This is a genomic window from Streptomyces sp. ISL-99, from assembly GCF_018614005.1.
Lineage (GTDB): Bacteria > Actinomycetota > Actinomycetes > Streptomycetales > Streptomycetaceae > Streptomyces > Streptomyces flavidovirens.
In genome coordinates this window covers 14,944-30,063 of sequence record NZ_JAGGPC010000079.1, presented here as the reverse complement: position 1 = coordinate 30,063, position 15,120 = coordinate 14,944, and the positions used below count along the sequence as shown (strand labels likewise).

The following is a 15,120-nucleotide window of genomic DNA, read 5'->3' as shown; positions in this document are numbered from 1 at the left end:
GGGCGGCTGGCCGCGGCGGCGGCCGCGACCGGCCTGGTGGACCGGCTGCTGCCCGCGTCCGCCCCCGGACGGGCGGTGCCCGCCGAGCTGGCCTGGGACGGCCCCGGGCCCGACGTCGCCGTGGACCTGCACGGCAACGGCCCCCCGAGCCACCTGCTGCTCCAGCGACTGCGGCCGGGGCGGCTCTTCGCCTACGCCCACCCCGGAACACCCGGCATCGCGGGCCCGTCCTGGCGGGCCGACGAACACGAGCGGGACCGCTGGTGCCGGCTGCTCGACTGGTACGGCATCCCGGCGGACCCCGGCGAAGTGTGGATCCCGCAGCCCACGGCTGCCTCCCCGGCCCCGGGTGCGGTAGTGGTGCACCCCGGTGCCGACGCGGCGGCTCGCCGCTGGCCGAGGGAGAGGTTCGCGGCCGTGGCGCAGGCGCTGCACCGCTCGGGCCACGAGGTCGTGGTGACCGCCGGGGCGGGGGAGGGGCCGCTGGCCCGGCATGTGGCGGCGGAGGCGGGGCTGCCCCCGGACGCGGTACTCGGCGGCGCCGAGGACGTGCCCTTCGGCCGACTCGCCGCGCTCGTCGCCCGGGCCCGCTGCGTGGTCGTCGGCGACACCGGTCTCGCCCACCTCGCGACGGCGCTCGGCACACCGTCGGTCGTCCTCTTCGGCCCGGTCGCCCCGCGCCTGTGGGGCCCGCCGGCCGGCGCACGGCACCGGGTGCTGTGGCATCCCGGCGTCGACGACTCGCCGCGTCCCGGAGACGCCCACGGCCCCCTGCCGGACGAACGGCTGCTGCGGATCACCGTCGACGAGGTCGTCGACGCGGTACGGGGACTGCCGGACCCCGACCGTCCGGAGGCGGACCGGCCGCTGGTACCGGAGGGCTCCCGGTGAGCGGGCAGCCGACGCAGCGCACACGGACCGGCATCGTGACCGGTGAGCAGCCGGCGCATCACCCGCGGACCGGGATCGTGGTGATCACCAGGAACCGGCGTACGAGCCTGCTGGGCACCCTGGACCGCCTGGCGGCGCTGCCGGAACGGCCACCGGTCGTGGTGGTCGACAACGGTTCCACGGACGGCACGGCGGACGCGGTGCGCGCCCGGCACCCCGCCGTACACCTGCTCTCGCCCGGCCGCAACCTGGCCGCGGCAGGGCGTACGTACGGCGCCGCCGCACTCAGCACGCCGTACATCGCCTTCAGCGACGACGACTCGTGGTGGGAGCCGGGAGCCCTCGACCGGGCCGCCGACGTGCTGGACACGCATCCCCGCCTGGGGCTGGTGTCCGCCGCCACACTCGTGGGTCCCGAGGCGCTCCCCGATCCGCTCAACGAGGCACTGCGCAACTCGCCGTTGGGCCAGGAGCCGGACCTGCCCGGCCGTTCCGTGCTCGGCTTCCTCGCGTGCGCGGCCGTGGTGCGGCGGACGGCGTTCCTGGAGGTGGGCGGCTTCCATCCGCTGCTGGGGGTCGGCGGTGAGGAGCAACTGCTCGCCATCGACCTCGACACGCACGGCTGGGGGGTGGCGCACTGCCCCGGCGTAGTGGCCCGGCACGCCCCGGACGGGGCTCCCCGCCCCGGCCGGCTCGCCCGGACGCGGCGCAACGAACTGCTCACCGCGTGGCTGCGGCGGCCACTGCGGCAGGCCCTCGCCCAGACGGTGCGGCTGGCCCTGGACAGCAGGGACGATCCGCAGGCGCGGCTCGCGCTGGCCGACGCAGCGCGGCGGCTGCCCGCGGCGCTGGCCCGCCGGCGCCGGGTGCCGGGCCGGGTGGAGCGTCGTATCCGGCTGCTGGAGACGTCGTCGTGAGCCGCTGACGGCAAGACCGCGCCGCCGCCCCGTGCGTCGGGGCGGCGGCGGGGATCAGCGGGTCGGAATCAGGCGGCGGTGCTCAGGGACGGCTGCCCGGCCAGGACAGGCTGCTCCGTCCGCACGATTACGGTGGCCGTCGTCCGCCGGCGGCGGAGCACGAAGCCCGCCCCGATCGCGCCGACGATGATCAGACCACCGGACACGAGGGCGCCCCGCGCCCCGGCCAGCTCCATCAGCAGGCCGAGCGCCGGCGGTCCCGCGAGACCCCACGACGTACGGATGGTGCCCCAGACGCCGAGGACACGGCCCCGCATATGGGCGGGCGGGTCGGTCTGGAGGACCGTCGTGCCCGCGGTGTCGGAAATCGACTCGACCACGGCCATGGGCAGGACCAGCACCAGCAGCACCGCCAGCGACGGCGAGAATCCGGCCACGACCTGGAGCAGGGCGCCGGCGGCCGCGAGCGTACCCACGAGCCGTACGGACGGCTTGCGCAGCCGGGCGCCGAGCACCGCGCCGACGATGCCGCCGACGGCGAGGACGGTGGAGACGGTGCCGAACGCTCCGGCGCCGCCGGCGAGCGGGCCGGTGACGAGTACGGCCAGGGTGAGCCCGTAGTTCCGCCCGAAGACCGCGCTGAGTCCGGTGATGCCTGCGAGGGCGACCAGCCGGGGGCGGCGCATGAAGTAGACGACGCCCTGCCGCACGGTCATGTCCTGGTCCGCGCCGCCCTCGTCGCGTGAGTCGTCCTTGCCGAGCGTGGTACGCGGCGCCGCCGGCGGGGTGGTCCTGGCGCCCCGGACCGCCTTGTGCACCGGACGGAGGAAGGGGATGACGCAGGCCACGAAGAGGAAGGAGAAGCCGTTGGCGGCGTACGCGGCCGCCGTGCCGAGGAAGCCCACCGTGATACCGGCGAGAGCGGCACCGGCGAGGCGGCCCGCGTTGTGCACGAGCGAGCCGACGCCGATGGCGGAGGGGACGTCCTCCGTACGGACGAGATCGTTGCCCAGCAGCGAACAGGCCGGGCCGTCGACCGTGGCGATCAGACCCGTGACGGCGGCCAGGGCCATCAGGACCCCGAGGTTGAGCTGGTCCACCGCCACCAGGACGGCCGTCAGGAACGCGACGGCGCCGAGCAGCGCCTGGCTGACGGCGGCCGTGACCTTGCGGGGCCACCGGTCGACGGCGGCGCCGCCCGCGAGGCTCATCAGCAGGCCGGGAGCCGCCTGGACGGACATGGACAGTCCTGTCGCGGCGGCGGACCCGGTGATCTGGAGGACCAGCAGGTTCTGGACCGTCAGCTGCATCCAGGTACCGGCGTTGGAGACGAAGTTCGCGACGGACCACCAGCGCATGCTGCGGTACTTCAGGGAACGCCACGGCGAGTGGTCGTCCGCCCCGGTCTTCGAGGGACGGCCGAAGCGCAGCCGGCGGGCCGGCTCGACGGCGTCGGGGACATGCGCGGAGGCGGGGACAAGGGCAGGGGCGGGCGCGGGGCCGGCAGGCGAAGAAGGCACAGTGAGGTATTCGAAAGACGAGCCGGGGCTCAAGTGGCGGAACGGCGGAAGCTCGGGACACCGGCTGCTCTGCGCGGCCGCTCCACCGGATCTGGCTGGTGCTGGGCCGCTGGTCGGCGGACCCATGACGCCTGTTCTGGGCGAGATGGTCCGGTCCGGGGCACGGCCTGGACCATCGTGGCAGAAGGGCTCGGCCGGTGCGGGCCGGAAGGCATCGCGCCACGGTCGCCGAGGGCCGCTATCCCTTGTGGCGTAAGGGATGCGGTACTGCTGGTGGGCTTGCTCACAGGCGCCGGACGGGCCCTGTGACGCGTCCGCCGCCAGGCCGGTCGGCGTGACCGCGACCACACCTGTCCGGCCCCGGCGCGGTGGCGTACTCCGGCGTGCCGGACCCGCCCATGGGCCTCACAGTGAGGTACGGGGCGGTTGCCCAGCGCACATCGCCCCGTCCGGCACAACGGAGGCAACGGAAGGCAGCGGCATGGAAAGCGGAGTGCGGGTCGACCTTCACGGCAAGCAGGCACTGGTGACCGGCGGCGCGCGGGGGCTGGGGGCCTCGATCGCGCGGCGGCTGGCCGGGGCCGGGGCATCCGTACTGGTGGCGGACCTGCGCAAGGACCTGGCGCGGGACCTCTGCAACGAACTGGGTGCGATGGGGCGCGGCGACGCGCGCTTCGTCGAGATGGACGTCCGCGACGCCGCGGCGGTCGCGGAGTTCTTCAAGGACCTGGAGGCCGAAGGGCAGGAGGTGGACATCCTGGTCAACAACGCGGCCGTGGACGTCTCCAAGCCCATCGAGCACCTGACGGCCGACGAAGTCACGCGGGTCGTCACGACGAACCTGCTGGGGCCGATGTACCTGTGCCTGGAGACCTACCGGCGCATGGTCGCGCGCGGCGGCGGCCACATCGTCAACATCCTCTCCACGGCGGCGAACCGCACCTGGACCGAGGCCGGCCCGTACGCGGCGGGCAAGTCCGGCCTGCGCGCCTTCACGCACACCCTCTTCAAGGAGGCGCAGCGGGACTGCCCGGGGATCGGCGTCACCGGCATCATCGCTGGCGGTATGGAAACACCGTTCATCATGGAGCGCTTTCCCGACGCCGACACCTCCATGCTGCAGAGCCCGGACATCGTGGCCGACACGGTGCTGTACGCCCTGTCCGTCCCGGCCGGCAGCGCGGTCTCCGAACTGGTCGTCGTACCGCGCACGGAGCCGTCCTGGCCCTGATCCCGCCATCCGTCCCGCTCACGAGAAGGATCATCCGCATGCCCAGTCCCGGGAACGCATCCTCACCAGTCGCCGTCATCACCGGCGCGGACTCGGGTATCGGGCGCGCCACGGCCGTCCGCCTCGCCGCGCAGGGCATGGATGTCGGCATCACCTTTCACACCGACCGGGAGGGCGCCGAAGCGACGGCGGAAGAGGTACGCGGGTACGGCCGCCGCGCGTCCGTCGCGGCCCTGGATCTCACGCTGCTGCCCGACGCGGCCGACGTGATCGATCAGCTGGCCCAGGAGCTGGGCCGTATCGACGTCCTGATCAACAACGCGGGCACCGGCACCGCCACACCGTTCCTCGAACTCGACCTCGCCAAGGTCCGCCAGGTCGTCGACGTGGACATGATCGGCCCGTTCCTGTGCGGTCAGCGGGCGGCGCGCCGCATGATCCAGCAGGGCGACGGCGGCAGGATCGTCAACGTCACCTCCGTCCACGAAACCGCGCCCCGCGTCGGCGCCGCGCCCTACTGCGCGGCCAAGGGCGGGCTCGGGCTGCTGACGCAGGTGATGGCCCTCGAACTCGCCGAGTACGGCATCACGGTCAACGCGGTCGCTCCCGGCGAGATCGCCACACCGATGACCGGCCAGGAGGACACGGACGTACGCACGGAGGTACGCCGCGGCATCCCGCTGGGGCGTCCCGGTGACGCGCGGGAGGTGGCCTCCGTCATCGCCTTCCTGGCGAGCCCGGACGCCTCGTACGTCACGGGTGCCTCATGGCAGGTGGACGGCGGCATGCTGCGCATGGGGCCCATGGCGGGCTCCCACCTGGACGACGACTCCTGGCGCCGTCCCTGAGGTCCCGGCTGCGGCTACATGAGTACCGCGAACGCCAGGAAGAAGGCCGCGCACAGCACCACCACCACGCCGATGGCGATCAACGGGCCCTTGGACCAGCCGCGCGGAGGTTCCACGCGCGGACCGGCGCCGGAACTGGTGCTCGCCTCGCCGGGCGGCGTCTCGCCGGGCGGCACGGCACCGCCCGGTTCGAGGCCGAGGGTCCGGTCCGGCTCGGGATCTGGGTTGTGTGGTGTGTTCATCTCGGGCAAGTGCCTTAAAACGCCCGAATCAATTACTTCCGGGCCTGGCGCGTCTTCGCGCGGTTCGCCTTGCGGATGGCCTCCAGCAGCTCGGGCTTGGTCATCCGGGAACGCCCGTCGACGCCGAGCCGCTTGGCCAGGTCGTACAGATGCTGCTTCGACGCCTGCTCGTCCACGCCCTCGCCGCTGCGCCCGCCCATCTGCCGCGGCCGCGCCGCCCTGGGATCCGACGGCCCCTTGCGGCCCTTCTCCTTGCGCTCCCAGTGATCGCCGACCTTCTCGTACTTGTGCTTGAGCGCGCTGAAGGCCACGCGGTGGGCGCGCTCTCCCTCGCCGTACTCCTCGACGGCGGAGTCGTGCGCCTTGATCCAGGTGCGCTGCGCCTCCTCGGCGGACCGCTCCAGGGTCGACGGAAGTTCCTGCTCTCCCGGCACGGCGCTCACCCCATCTCTGCGATCGAACGAATGCCGGCGGGATACGGGTGCCCCAGCCCGCGGAATTCAGCCGTCCGGTCAGGAAGCGGAGCGGGGCGCTTGGGCGGGCTGTGCACGGGTACCCGCGGAATCAGTGGGGGCCGCGGCTACCGCCGCCCGTCCAGTGGAGGACCCGATGGGTCAGAAGGTTCGCGAAATCATGACGAGCGCCCCGGTCACCGTGGGCGTACTCACGGCAGTGAGCGAGGTCGCGCACCGGATGCGCGAGGAGAACATCGGCGCGGTTCTGGTCGCCGAGGGCGACACACTGCGCGGGCTGGTCACCGACCGGGATCTGGTGGTGCGCGTACTCGCCGAAGGGAAGGACCCGGGCGACACGACGGTGCGCGACGTGTGCAGCCCGGACCTGGTCACCGTCACAGCCGACGACGAGGTCGACCGCGCCATCGAGCTGATGCGTGAACACTCGCTGCGCCGGCTGCCGGTGGTGGAGGGCACTACCGCGGTGGGCATCGTGTCCCTGGGCGACCTGGCGATCGAGCGCGACCCCGGCTCTGCTCTGGGGGACGTGAGCGCCGCCAAGCCCAATACGTAGTACCTGACCGATACGCAGTACCCGACCGATACGCAGTACGTGAGAGAAGAGCGGCCGAACGGGTGGCGCTCCGCTCCGGCGGAGTGTGGCTGCCGTATCACCCTGCCCGGCGCGGGCAGGGTGGTGCCCGTTAACTCACTAAGCGCCCCCGAAGCGGAGTTGCTGAGCCGAGCCCCCGGGTGCCACCGGGGGCTCCGGCTTGTCCGCAGGCCGCCCGCTCAGGTCACGGGCTCCGGGGCCGGGACCGGCCCCGGCAGCGGGCCGGGCTCAGGCCTGGGCTCCGGCGGCGGGACCGGCGCGGGCGGGTCCGGTTCGGGCTGGGGCGGAGCCGGAGGCGCCGGATCGGGCCCGGGCGCCGGCCCCGGACCGGGCGCCGGCCCGGGTTGCGGCCCGGGACCCGGCGCTGGGGTCGGGGTGGGCGGGACGGGATCGTTCGGCGGTGTGCCCATGAGAAACCCTCATCAAACTCTGAAGAATCCGTCCGTGCGGCCTGGCGGGCCGTGAACCGACGGGGCGAGGGCCTCCGCCTCGCCCCGCGGCTGCTCCCGTCAGCGTCGGCGGGCCGACCACCCGGCGCCCACACCCGCCACATGCAGGGCGAGAAGGGCGAGCCCGACGAGCAAGAGGCTCATCGGTCCGAAGACCGCTTCCGTCGACGTCTCGGTCGCGTTGATGATGAAGGCGATGATGAAGACCACCGCCGCCGCGAATGCCAGCATGTGCTTCTCCTGCCACTTGACGGCGCACCACGCGCAGTTCCGGTGGCTGTGCCGCTACCGGCCTTTTTCCCCGCCGCGTGCCGGTCATTCCTCCGGTGGTAGCGTCGTCCCATGACCCCGGAAGACCTCGCCGATCTCGCGCACCTGCGCCGAGCGCGGGATCTGATCGACCGGGAGTACGCCCAGCCGCTCGATGTGCCGACGATGGCCCGCCACGCGCTCATGTCGCCGGCGCACTTCTCGCGCCGGTTCCGGGCGGCCTATGGCGAGACGCCGTACAGCTGTCTCATGACCCGCCGCATCGAGCGGGCGATGGCGCTGCTGCGCGGGGGTATGAGCGTGACCGACGCGTGCATGGCGGTCGGCTGTACCTCGCTCGGCTCGTTCAGCTCGCGGTTCACCGAGGTCGTGGGGGAGACGCCGAGCGCGTACCGCGGCCGGGAGCACCCCGCCGTGGCGGCGATGCCCGCGTGCCTGGCGAAGGTGCACACCCGCCCGACGAGAAATCCGCCGAGCAGGATCCGAGAAGCGGGCCGCGTCGGCGCTGCCTAGTGTGGGCGACATGACCATCGCTCTCCAGTACTGCCACATCACCGTCAACGACGTGGACGAGTCGCTCGCGTTCTACCGCGACGCGCTCGGCCTCGAAGTGCGCAATGACGTCGCCTCCGGCGGGTTCCGCTGGGTCACTCTCGGCAGCGCGACTCAGCCGGGCCTCGAAATCGTGCTCTCGGAACCGCACGCCGGCCGTTCCCAGGCCGACGGCGACGCCCTGCAGGAACTCCTCACCAAGGGCGTCCTGCCGATGACCGTTTTCAGCACCGACGATCTCGACGCGACCTTCGAGCGGGTACGGGCGTCCGGCGCCGAGGTGCTCCAGGAGCCCATCGATCAGCCCTGGGGGCCGCGCGACTGCGCGTTCCGCGACCCCTCGGGCAACATGGTGCGGATCCAGCAGGCGGCCAAGGCGTAAGCCGTCGCCCCCCGGCCGACCACCCGCTCACCTCGCCGGATTCAGATACGGCAGCACCTTGTCCGGCGTCAGCGGCAGGTCCCGCAGCCGGGCTCCCGTCGCGTGGTGCACGGCGTTGGCGATCGCCGCCGCCGTGCCGACGATGCCGATCTCGCCGATGCCCTTGCTGCCCATCGGGTTGAGGTGCGGATCGTCCTCGTCGACCCAGTACGCCTCGATCGCCGGCACGTCCGCGCACGAGGGCACGTGATACGAGGCCAGATCGTGCTCCGCGAAGTCCCCGAACGCGGGGTCCATGGTGCTTTCCTCGGTCAGCGCCATGCCGATCCCCATGGCCATCGCGCCGATGAACTGGGAGCGTGCGGTACGGGGATTGAGGATGCGCCCGGCGGCGTACACGCCGAGGAGGCGGCGTACGCGGACCTCGCCCGTCACGGTGTCCGCCTGCACCTCGGCGAACTGCGCGCCGAACGCGTGCCGGGCGTACGGCGAATCCTCCGCCACTTCCTGCTCGGTGTCGGCCGCGGCGGTGACGCCCTCGGTCGGCACGCCGTCGTAACGCTCACGAAGGCGCTCGACCAGGAGCGCGCACGCCTTGTGCACGGACCAGCCCCACGACGCCGTCCCCGACGAGCCGCCCGCGAGCGGCGCCGCGGGCAGGTCGCTGCTGCCGATCTCCACGCGCACCGACTCCAGGGGCGCGCCCAGCACATCGGCGGCGATCTGCGCGAGCACGGTGCGGGCGCCGGTGCCGATGTCGGTGGCGTTGACCCGGATCACGTACGTACCGTCGGGGGCGGCGTGCGCGGTGGCGGCCGACGGGCTGACGAGGACCGGATAGGTGGCCGCGGCGACCCCGGTGCCGAGCAGGCGATCACCCTCGCGGCGGATGCCGGGCCGCGGGTCGCGCCGTTCCCAGCCGAAGCGCCGCGCTCCTTCCCGCAGGCACTCGGCCAGGTGGCGGCTGCTGAAGGGGTTGCCGCTGTCGGGTTCGGTGTCCGGTTCGTTGCGCAGGCGCAGTTCCACCGGGTCGAGACCGGCGGCGACGGCGAGTTCGTCCATCGCCGACTCCAGCGCGTACATCCCGGACGCCTCGCCCGGAGCACGCATCCACGACGGGGACGGCACGTCCAGGGCGACGACCTGGTGACTGGTGCGGCTGTGCGGCGAGGTGTACATGCCCCGCGCCGGAACGGCCGCCTGCTCCACGAACTCCTTGACCGTCGACGTCTGCGTGACCACCTCGTGGGCGAGCGCGGTGATGACGCCGTCGGCCCCGGCCCCCAGCCGCACGCGCTGCACGGTCGGCGCCCGGTGGCCGACGACCGCCGCGAGCTGACGGCGGGGGAGTGCCAGCTTGACGGGGCGCCCGGTGTGCCGGGCGGCCATGGCCGCCAGCACCACCTGCGGGCGCGGGGTGCCCTTGGAGCCGAACCCGCCGCCCACGTGCTCGGAGACGACGGTGACCTGCCGCTGCTCCAGCCCGAAGACCTGGGTGAGGGTGTCCCGTACCTTCGTGGAGCCCTGACTGGAATCGTGCACGGTCAGATGCCCGTCGTCCCACCACGCGGTCGAGGCGTGCGGCTCCATGGGATGGTTGTGCAGCGCGCTCATGGTGTACGTGGCGTCGATCCGGACGGCGGCGGCGGGGTAGGCCGAGTCGAAGTCGCCGCGTTCGCGGACGGCGGGGTTCTCACCGTTCGCCGCCTCCGGCGTGTAGAGGCCCGGATGGCCGGTGGTCAGCCGTACGTCGTGCTCCTCGGCCGCGTACTCGACCCGCAGCGCCTCGGCTGCCGCACTGGCGTTCTCCGGCGTGTCGGCGACCACCAGGGCGACGTGCCAGCCGCGGTGGGGGACGCGGTCGTTCTGGAGGACCGCGAGTGTCGGGTCGTCCGGCTCCTTGAGGCGGGGCGCGTTCTCGTGGCTGAGCACGGTGTGCACGCCCGGCAGGGCCAGCACTTCGTCGGCGTGTACGGCGGTGACCCGGCCGCGCGCGACGGTGGCGGGCACGGGCACGGCGTAGGCGCAGCCCGGCGGGGTGTGCTCGACCGCGTAGCGCGCGGCGCCGGTGACCTTGTCGCGGGCCTCTGAGCGGACGGCGGGCGTGCCCAGTGGGGTCTGTGCGTGCGTCATGACGGATTGTCACGTCCTCAGGTACGGGAAGCGAGCTCGGCCAGCACGCTGATGGCGAGGTTCCGGGCGAGCGGCACTTTGAAGCCGTTGTCACGCAGCGGCTCGGCCGCGGCGAGCTCGGCGTCGGCCGCGCGGGCGTACGTCTCCTCGGTGGCGGGCGCTCCGCGCAGCACCTCTTCGGCCGCGCGGGCACGCCAGGGCACGTGCGCGAGCCCGCCGAAGGCGAGTGTGGCGTCCCGGACCACGCCGCCCTCGACGCGCAGGGCGGCGGCGACGGAGGCGAGCGCGAAGGCGTACGAGGCGCGGTCGCGGGCCTTGCGGTAGCCGCACCGGGTGCCGGGCAGGGCGGGCGGGAGGGTCACGCCGGTGATCAGCTCGCCCGGACGGATGACGGTGTCCTGATCGGGGCGGTCGCCGGGCAGCCGGTGGAAGTCGGTGACCGCGACGGTGCGTGCGCCCTGCGGGCCGTGCAGGTGGACGGCGGCGTCGAGAGCGGCCAGCGCGACGGCCATGTCGGAGGGATGGGTGGCGACGCAGTGCGCCGAGTGGCCGAGCACCGCGAGATCGCGGTGGACGCCTTCGCGGGCGGGGCATCCGGTGCCGGGCTCGCGCTTGTTGCAGGGCTTCGAGACGTCCTGGAAGTACGTGCAACGGGTGCGCTGGAGCAGGTTTCCGCCGGTCGTGGCGGTGTTGCGCAGCTGCCCCGAGGCGCCGGAGAGCAGGGCCTGAGACAGGGCGGCGTAGCGCGTGCGCACGGTCGGGTGGGCGGCCAGATCGCTGTTGCGTACGGTCGCGCCGATGTGCAGCCCGCCGTCGGGCGTCTCGTCGATCCCGTCCAGCGGCAGGCGGCTGACGTCGATGAGGAGGTCCGGCGCCGCGACCCCGAGTTTCATCAGGTCGACGAGGTTGGTGCCGCCGCCGAGGTACTGCGCCCGCGGATGGCCGGCGAAGGCGCCGACCGCCTCGTCGGCGCTCTCGGCACGGAAGTACGCGAACGGCTTCACGTCGCCACCTCCTCGATCGCGTCCACGATGTTCGGATACGCGCCGCAGCGGCAGAGGTTGCCGCTCATGCGCTCCCGGATCTCGTGCGGGGTGAGGGCGGCGGGACCGCCGGGAGAGAGCTCGGGGGACGTGACGTACGAGGGGTGTCCCTCGGCGGCTTCGGCCAGCACCCCGACGACCGAACAGATCTGCCCCGGCGTGCAGTAGCCGCACTGCAGGGCGTCCCGAGCGACGAACGCCTCCTGGACCGGATGAAGCCGCTCGCCGTCGGCGAGGCCTTCGACGGTGGTGACGTGCGCGCCGTTGTGGGCGGCGGCGAGCAGCAGGCAGCTGTTGGCGCGCCGGCCGTCGACGATCACGGTGCAGGCACCGCACTGGCCGTGGTCGCAGCCCTTTTTCGCTCCCGTGAGGCCCACATGCTCACGCAGGGCGTCCAGGAGTGTGGTGCGGTGGTCGAGCATCAGCGTGTGCGCGGTGCCGTTGACGTGAAGGGTGAGGACAGAGCTGTGCGCGTTCTCCTGCTGGCTGGTTGGCTCCACTCCGTCGCGCCTTTCGGTCCGAAGGTCTCGCGTCGTACCTCTTCCTATCAAAATGTCCCCCTTTGCGCGTTTCGGTTCAGCCGGTCCTGGAGGGGTACTGGGGTGGGACGCAAGCCCGAGCAAGAGCAAGGAGACCGGTATGGCCATCGCGAAGTACTGCCTCGTGGCCGTGGACTGTCCGGATCCGCAGGCACTCGCCGGTTTCTACGCCGCGGTGCTGGGCGGCGAAGTGAAGAACGACGACGAGGACTGGTACGACCTGCACGTACCGGGCGGGGCCCGTATCGCCTTCCAGCGTGCGCCGGGTTTCCGGCCGCCGGACTGGCCGCGGGCCGATCAGAACTCGCAGCAGATGCATCTGGACTTCGAGGTACCGGACATCGAGGCGGCGCAGGCGCAGGTGCTCGCACTCGGCGCCACCCCGCGCGACGTGGACGACGACGACGGGAAGCGGGGCTTTCGGGTGTACGCCGATCCGGCGGGCCACCCGTTCTGCCTCTGCCGCGAAGAGGAGGACCGGACCCATGAGTGACCCGCGGACCGAAGACCCCGAGGAGACCGGCACGCCCGTGCCGAGGGACCTGCCCGACCAGCAGGCACAGGACGGCGAGGACCCGCTGGACGAGGCCGGCGGCCGTACCGGGGACGAACGCGAACACGAGACCGGGCAGGCACCCGACACCGGCCAGGGGCCGGTCCCGGACGAGCCGTCCGGCTGAATGAGCGGAACGTGACGGAACGCTCCCGGATTGCAGGCACGGGGTGACCGGCGCAAGGTGGACGAGCCAGGTCAGTCACCTCTGATCGCCGTGGAAGTCTGAATTTTCTGGAAGGAAGGCCTCGTGAGCAAGGCAAAAGCGAAGGCGAAGCAGGTCAAGGGCAAGATGAAGGAAGCCGCGGGCAAGACCGCCGACGACCGGTCCATGCAGGCGGAAGGCCGCGGCGAGCAGCTGCGGGGCAAGGCCCAGGAAACGGCCGAGAGGGCCGGCGAGCGGGTCAAGAAGTCGCCCAACAAGTAGCCCCGGTACCGGACAGGTACGGAAAAACGGGCCGCGCGGCTCCGGCCGCGCGGCCCGTTGGTCTGCTCCGTGAGGAAGGAACGGCGACATGGACCGCGCGGCTGTCTTCGACGTCGACGGAACGCTGGTCGACACCAACCATCTGCATGTGACGTCCTGGTGGGAGGCGTTCCGCCAGGCCGGGCACGACGTTGTGATGCACGACATCCACCGGGCCGTCGGCCTGTCGGGTCACGACCTCATCGCCCATCTGCTCGGAGAAGAACGCGACACCGGCCAGGACGACCGCATCAGCGCCGCCCACAAGACCCTGTACGCGACGTACGCGGACCGGCTGCCCGCCCTGCCCCAGGCCGGCCGGCTGCTGCGCACTCTCGCCGGGCAGGGCTGGACCGTCGTCCTCGCCACCTCGGCGAGCGGCGGGGAACTCGACGCGCTGCGCCGTGCCATCGACGCCGACGACGCGATCACCGCCACCGCGAGCTCCGAGGACGTCGACGAGGGCAAGCCGGCTCCCGAGCCGGTCGAACGGGCACTGGAACTGGCCGGCGTGCCCGCGGACCGCGCGGTGTTCGTCGGCGACACGGTGTGGGACATGGCGGCCGCCACCCGGGCGGGCGTACTCGCTGTGGCGCTGCGATGCGGCGGCATCCCCCAGGCCGACCTGGAGGAAGCCGGGGCCGCAGCCGTCTACCAGGACCCCGCCGACCTGCTCGCGCGGCTCGACGACAGTCCGGTCGCCCGGCTGCGGGCGTGATTGGACGGCGCTCGTACGGGAACGCGTGCCCCGTCGTAGGCAGGCACGGCTCCGGAGGCGGCAGTGGCAGGCAGGGAGAGTGACCACCGGTCGCACACGGGCGGCGCCGCGTTCGGCCGTATGTGGCGGTGGGTGTCCTGGGAGGCGTCGGCCATCGGGCGCTCCGCCCGCCGCGCGGCAGCCGGCCCCGGACCGGAGCGTGACGTAGTCACCCAGTCCCTGAAGGCGGCGGGCGCCGCGGCGGCGGCCTGGGCGCTGGCGGGCTGGTGGTGGAACGCGCCGATGGCCCTGATGGCCCCCTGGACGGCGGTCGTACTCGTACAGAGCACTGTCTACCGGTCCCTGCGGTCCGGAGTGCAGCAGCTCGTCGTGATCGCCGTGGGCACCGTACTCGCGGCGGGAGCGGCCAATCTGACGGGCAACACCATGGCCGCCATGGCCCTGGTGCTGCCGGTCGCCGTCCTGCTCGGCACCTACGCGCGCTTCGGGGAGCACGGTCTGTACGCGCCGACCACCGCACTGTTCGTACTCGCCTACGGCTCCCACTCGGCACTCGACGTCCTGCACCGGCTGTTCGAGTCGGCCGTCGGCGCGGTCATCGGCATCGCGGTGAACGCGCTGATTCTCCCGCCGGTCCACCTGCGCAGCGTCCGGGACTCGCTGCACAGACTGCCCTTGCAGAGCGCCGAGCTGCTGCACGCCATTGCCGACGGTCTGCGGGAGGGGTACGGGCGCCAGCAGGCAGAGGCCTGGCACGACCGCGCGCGGCGGATCACGGGCATCTTGTCGGACCTGCGCGACGCGCGGCTGTGGACCCGCGAGAGCTACCGCCTCAACCCGGGCCGCAAGATGCGCCGTACCGGCCCGCCGCTGCCCCCGGCCGAGTGGGACCAGGCGTGGGAACGGATCGCCGACCCGCTCGTGGCCCTCACCCGCACCCTCACCAGTACGGTCAGCGACGAGCCCATGCTCAGGCCGCTTCCCGATGCGGCCCTGGAGCATCTCTCGGACCTCCTGCGGGCGGCGGGCGACGTGTGCGCGGCCGATCTGGCTGTCCTCGAAGGCCGGGGCCACAGCGCGCGGGAGGAACGCGCGCTCGCTCTGGAGTCCGCCTGGGCCGCCCACGGGCGGCTGAAGAGGCAGCTGCTGGAGCAGGACAGTGAGACGGCCACGTCACTGGGGGGTCTCGTCGCGGAGTCGCAGCAACTCCTTTACGAGCTCGCACCGGTGGAGAGCGACGTCGGAGCATATGGCGACCGGGACAGTGGGTAAAGCGGCGCTTTTGGGGCACCCGGTGG

19 protein-coding genes are annotated in these 15,120 nt (G+C 72.8%); 12 read left to right on the top strand and 7 right to left on the bottom strand.

The genetic code is table 11. The features are described 5' to 3' along the window. Positions 1–891: glycosyltransferase family 9 protein (locus tag J7E91_RS33220; RefSeq protein ID WP_214910765.1), on the top strand; the 891-nt coding region annotated here is incomplete at its 5' end. Positions 892–926: 35 nt separating this feature from the next. Then, entirely contained in the window at positions 927–1,808 is an 882-nt protein-coding gene (locus J7E91_RS33215) for a glycosyltransferase (RefSeq protein WP_308377534.1), read from the top strand. A gap of 68 nt (positions 1,809–1,876) precedes the next feature. Here J7E91_RS33215 and J7E91_RS33210 read toward each other — a convergent pair whose 3' ends face one another. Then, positions 1,877–3,166, bottom strand: coding sequence for an MFS transporter (locus J7E91_RS33210; protein WP_251016643.1), 1,290 nt, complete (start codon positions 3,164–3,166; stop codon positions 1,877–1,879). Between the two features lie 643 nt (positions 3,167–3,809). On the opposite strand from J7E91_RS33210, the gene J7E91_RS33205 reads away from it, so the two are divergent. Continuing rightward, the gene (locus J7E91_RS33205) at positions 3,810–4,559 is read left to right on the top strand and encodes an SDR family oxidoreductase (protein ID WP_214910761.1); all 750 of its coding nucleotides are present in this window, start codon (positions 3,810–3,812) and stop codon (positions 4,557–4,559) included. Between the two features lie 38 nt (positions 4,560–4,597). Then, on the top strand, positions 4,598–5,407 hold the full coding sequence (locus J7E91_RS33200) for an SDR family oxidoreductase (protein ID WP_214910759.1): 810 nt from the start codon (positions 4,598–4,600) through the stop codon (positions 5,405–5,407). Between the two features lie 14 nt (positions 5,408–5,421). On the opposite strand, the gene J7E91_RS33195 is transcribed toward J7E91_RS33200, so the two are convergent. Together J7E91_RS33195 and J7E91_RS33190 are read right to left on the bottom strand one after the other, a co-directional pair. Continuing rightward, complete coding sequence (locus J7E91_RS33195; RefSeq protein WP_214910758.1) at positions 5,422–5,649, bottom strand: DUF6480 family protein; 228 nt, start codon at positions 5,647–5,649, stop codon at positions 5,422–5,424. Between the two features lie 32 nt (positions 5,650–5,681). Beyond that, positions 5,682–6,083: a ChaB family protein gene (locus J7E91_RS33190; RefSeq protein ID WP_214910756.1), complete on the bottom strand. Its 402-nt coding sequence runs from the start codon at positions 6,081–6,083 to the stop codon at positions 5,682–5,684. A 175-nt stretch (positions 6,084–6,258) separates the two neighbouring features. Between J7E91_RS33190 and J7E91_RS33185 the strand changes: the two genes are divergently transcribed. Continuing rightward, the gene (locus tag J7E91_RS33185) at positions 6,259–6,678 is read left to right on the top strand and encodes a CBS domain-containing protein (RefSeq protein ID WP_214910754.1); all 420 of its coding nucleotides are present in this window, start codon (positions 6,259–6,261) and stop codon (positions 6,676–6,678) included. A 548-nt stretch (positions 6,679–7,226) separates the two neighbouring features. Here J7E91_RS33185 and J7E91_RS33180 read toward each other — a convergent pair. Then, entirely contained in the window at positions 7,227–7,397 is a 171-nt protein-coding gene (locus J7E91_RS33180; RefSeq protein WP_214910752.1) for a hypothetical protein, read from the bottom strand. Between the two features lie 111 nt (positions 7,398–7,508). On the opposite strand from J7E91_RS33180, the gene J7E91_RS33175 reads away from it, so the two are divergent. Together J7E91_RS33175 and J7E91_RS33170 are read left to right on the top strand one after the other, a co-directional pair. Next, the gene (locus J7E91_RS33175; RefSeq protein WP_214910749.1) at positions 7,509–7,949 is read left to right on the top strand and encodes a helix-turn-helix transcriptional regulator; all 441 of its coding nucleotides are present in this window, start codon (positions 7,509–7,511) and stop codon (positions 7,947–7,949) included. Positions 7,950–7,959: 10 nt separating this feature from the next. Further along, entirely contained in the window at positions 7,960–8,370 is a 411-nt protein-coding gene (locus tag J7E91_RS33170; protein ID WP_214910747.1) for a VOC family protein, read from the top strand. Between the two features lie 27 nt (positions 8,371–8,397). Here J7E91_RS33170 and J7E91_RS33165 read toward each other — a convergent pair whose 3' ends face one another. The 3 genes from J7E91_RS33165 to J7E91_RS33155 are packed head-to-tail and all read right to left on the bottom strand — an operon-like array spanning position 8,398 to position 12,046. After that, positions 8,398–10,503 carry a xanthine dehydrogenase family protein molybdopterin-binding subunit gene (locus J7E91_RS33165; RefSeq protein ID WP_214910745.1) on the bottom strand — a complete coding sequence of 702 codons (2,106 nt, stop codon included), beginning with the start codon at positions 10,501–10,503 and terminating at the stop codon, positions 8,398–8,400. A gap of 17 nt (positions 10,504–10,520) precedes the next feature. Beyond that, positions 10,521–11,507, bottom strand: coding sequence for a xanthine dehydrogenase family protein subunit M (locus J7E91_RS33160; protein ID WP_214910743.1), 987 nt, complete (start codon positions 11,505–11,507; stop codon positions 10,521–10,523). Then, the gene (locus J7E91_RS33155) at positions 11,504–12,046 is read right to left on the bottom strand and encodes a 2Fe-2S iron-sulfur cluster-binding protein (protein ID WP_308377532.1); all 543 of its coding nucleotides are present in this window, start codon (positions 12,044–12,046) and stop codon (positions 11,504–11,506) included. The genes J7E91_RS33160 and J7E91_RS33155 overlap by 4 nt, the downstream gene beginning before the upstream one ends. Positions 12,047–12,185: 139 nt before the next feature. On the opposite strand from J7E91_RS33155, the gene J7E91_RS33150 reads away from it, so the two are divergent. The 5 genes from J7E91_RS33150 to J7E91_RS33130 all read left to right on the top strand — a co-directional run bounded on the left by J7E91_RS33150 (position 12,186) and on the right by J7E91_RS33130 (position 15,094). Next, positions 12,186–12,578: a VOC family protein gene (locus tag J7E91_RS33150; RefSeq protein WP_214910739.1), complete on the top strand. Its 393-nt coding sequence runs from the start codon at positions 12,186–12,188 to the stop codon at positions 12,576–12,578. Continuing rightward, the gene (locus J7E91_RS33145) at positions 12,571–12,765 is read left to right on the top strand and encodes a hypothetical protein (protein ID WP_214910737.1); all 195 of its coding nucleotides are present in this window, start codon (positions 12,571–12,573) and stop codon (positions 12,763–12,765) included. Before J7E91_RS33150 ends, J7E91_RS33145 begins: the two co-directional genes overlap by 8 nt. 123 nt (positions 12,766–12,888) lie before the next feature. Next, positions 12,889–13,065 (top strand): CsbD family protein, encoded by a 177-nt coding sequence (locus tag J7E91_RS33140; protein WP_214910735.1) that lies wholly within the window; start codon positions 12,889–12,891, stop codon positions 13,063–13,065. Positions 13,066–13,153: 88 nt separating this feature from the next. Continuing rightward, positions 13,154–13,822 (top strand): HAD family hydrolase, encoded by a 669-nt coding sequence (locus J7E91_RS33135; RefSeq protein WP_214910733.1) that lies wholly within the window; start codon positions 13,154–13,156, stop codon positions 13,820–13,822. A gap of 63 nt (positions 13,823–13,885) precedes the next feature. Beyond that, a complete protein-coding gene (locus J7E91_RS33130; protein WP_308377531.1) occupies positions 13,886–15,094 on the top strand; it encodes an aromatic acid exporter family protein in 1,209 nt (402 codons plus the stop codon). Positions 15,095–15,120 lie beyond the last annotated feature (26 nt).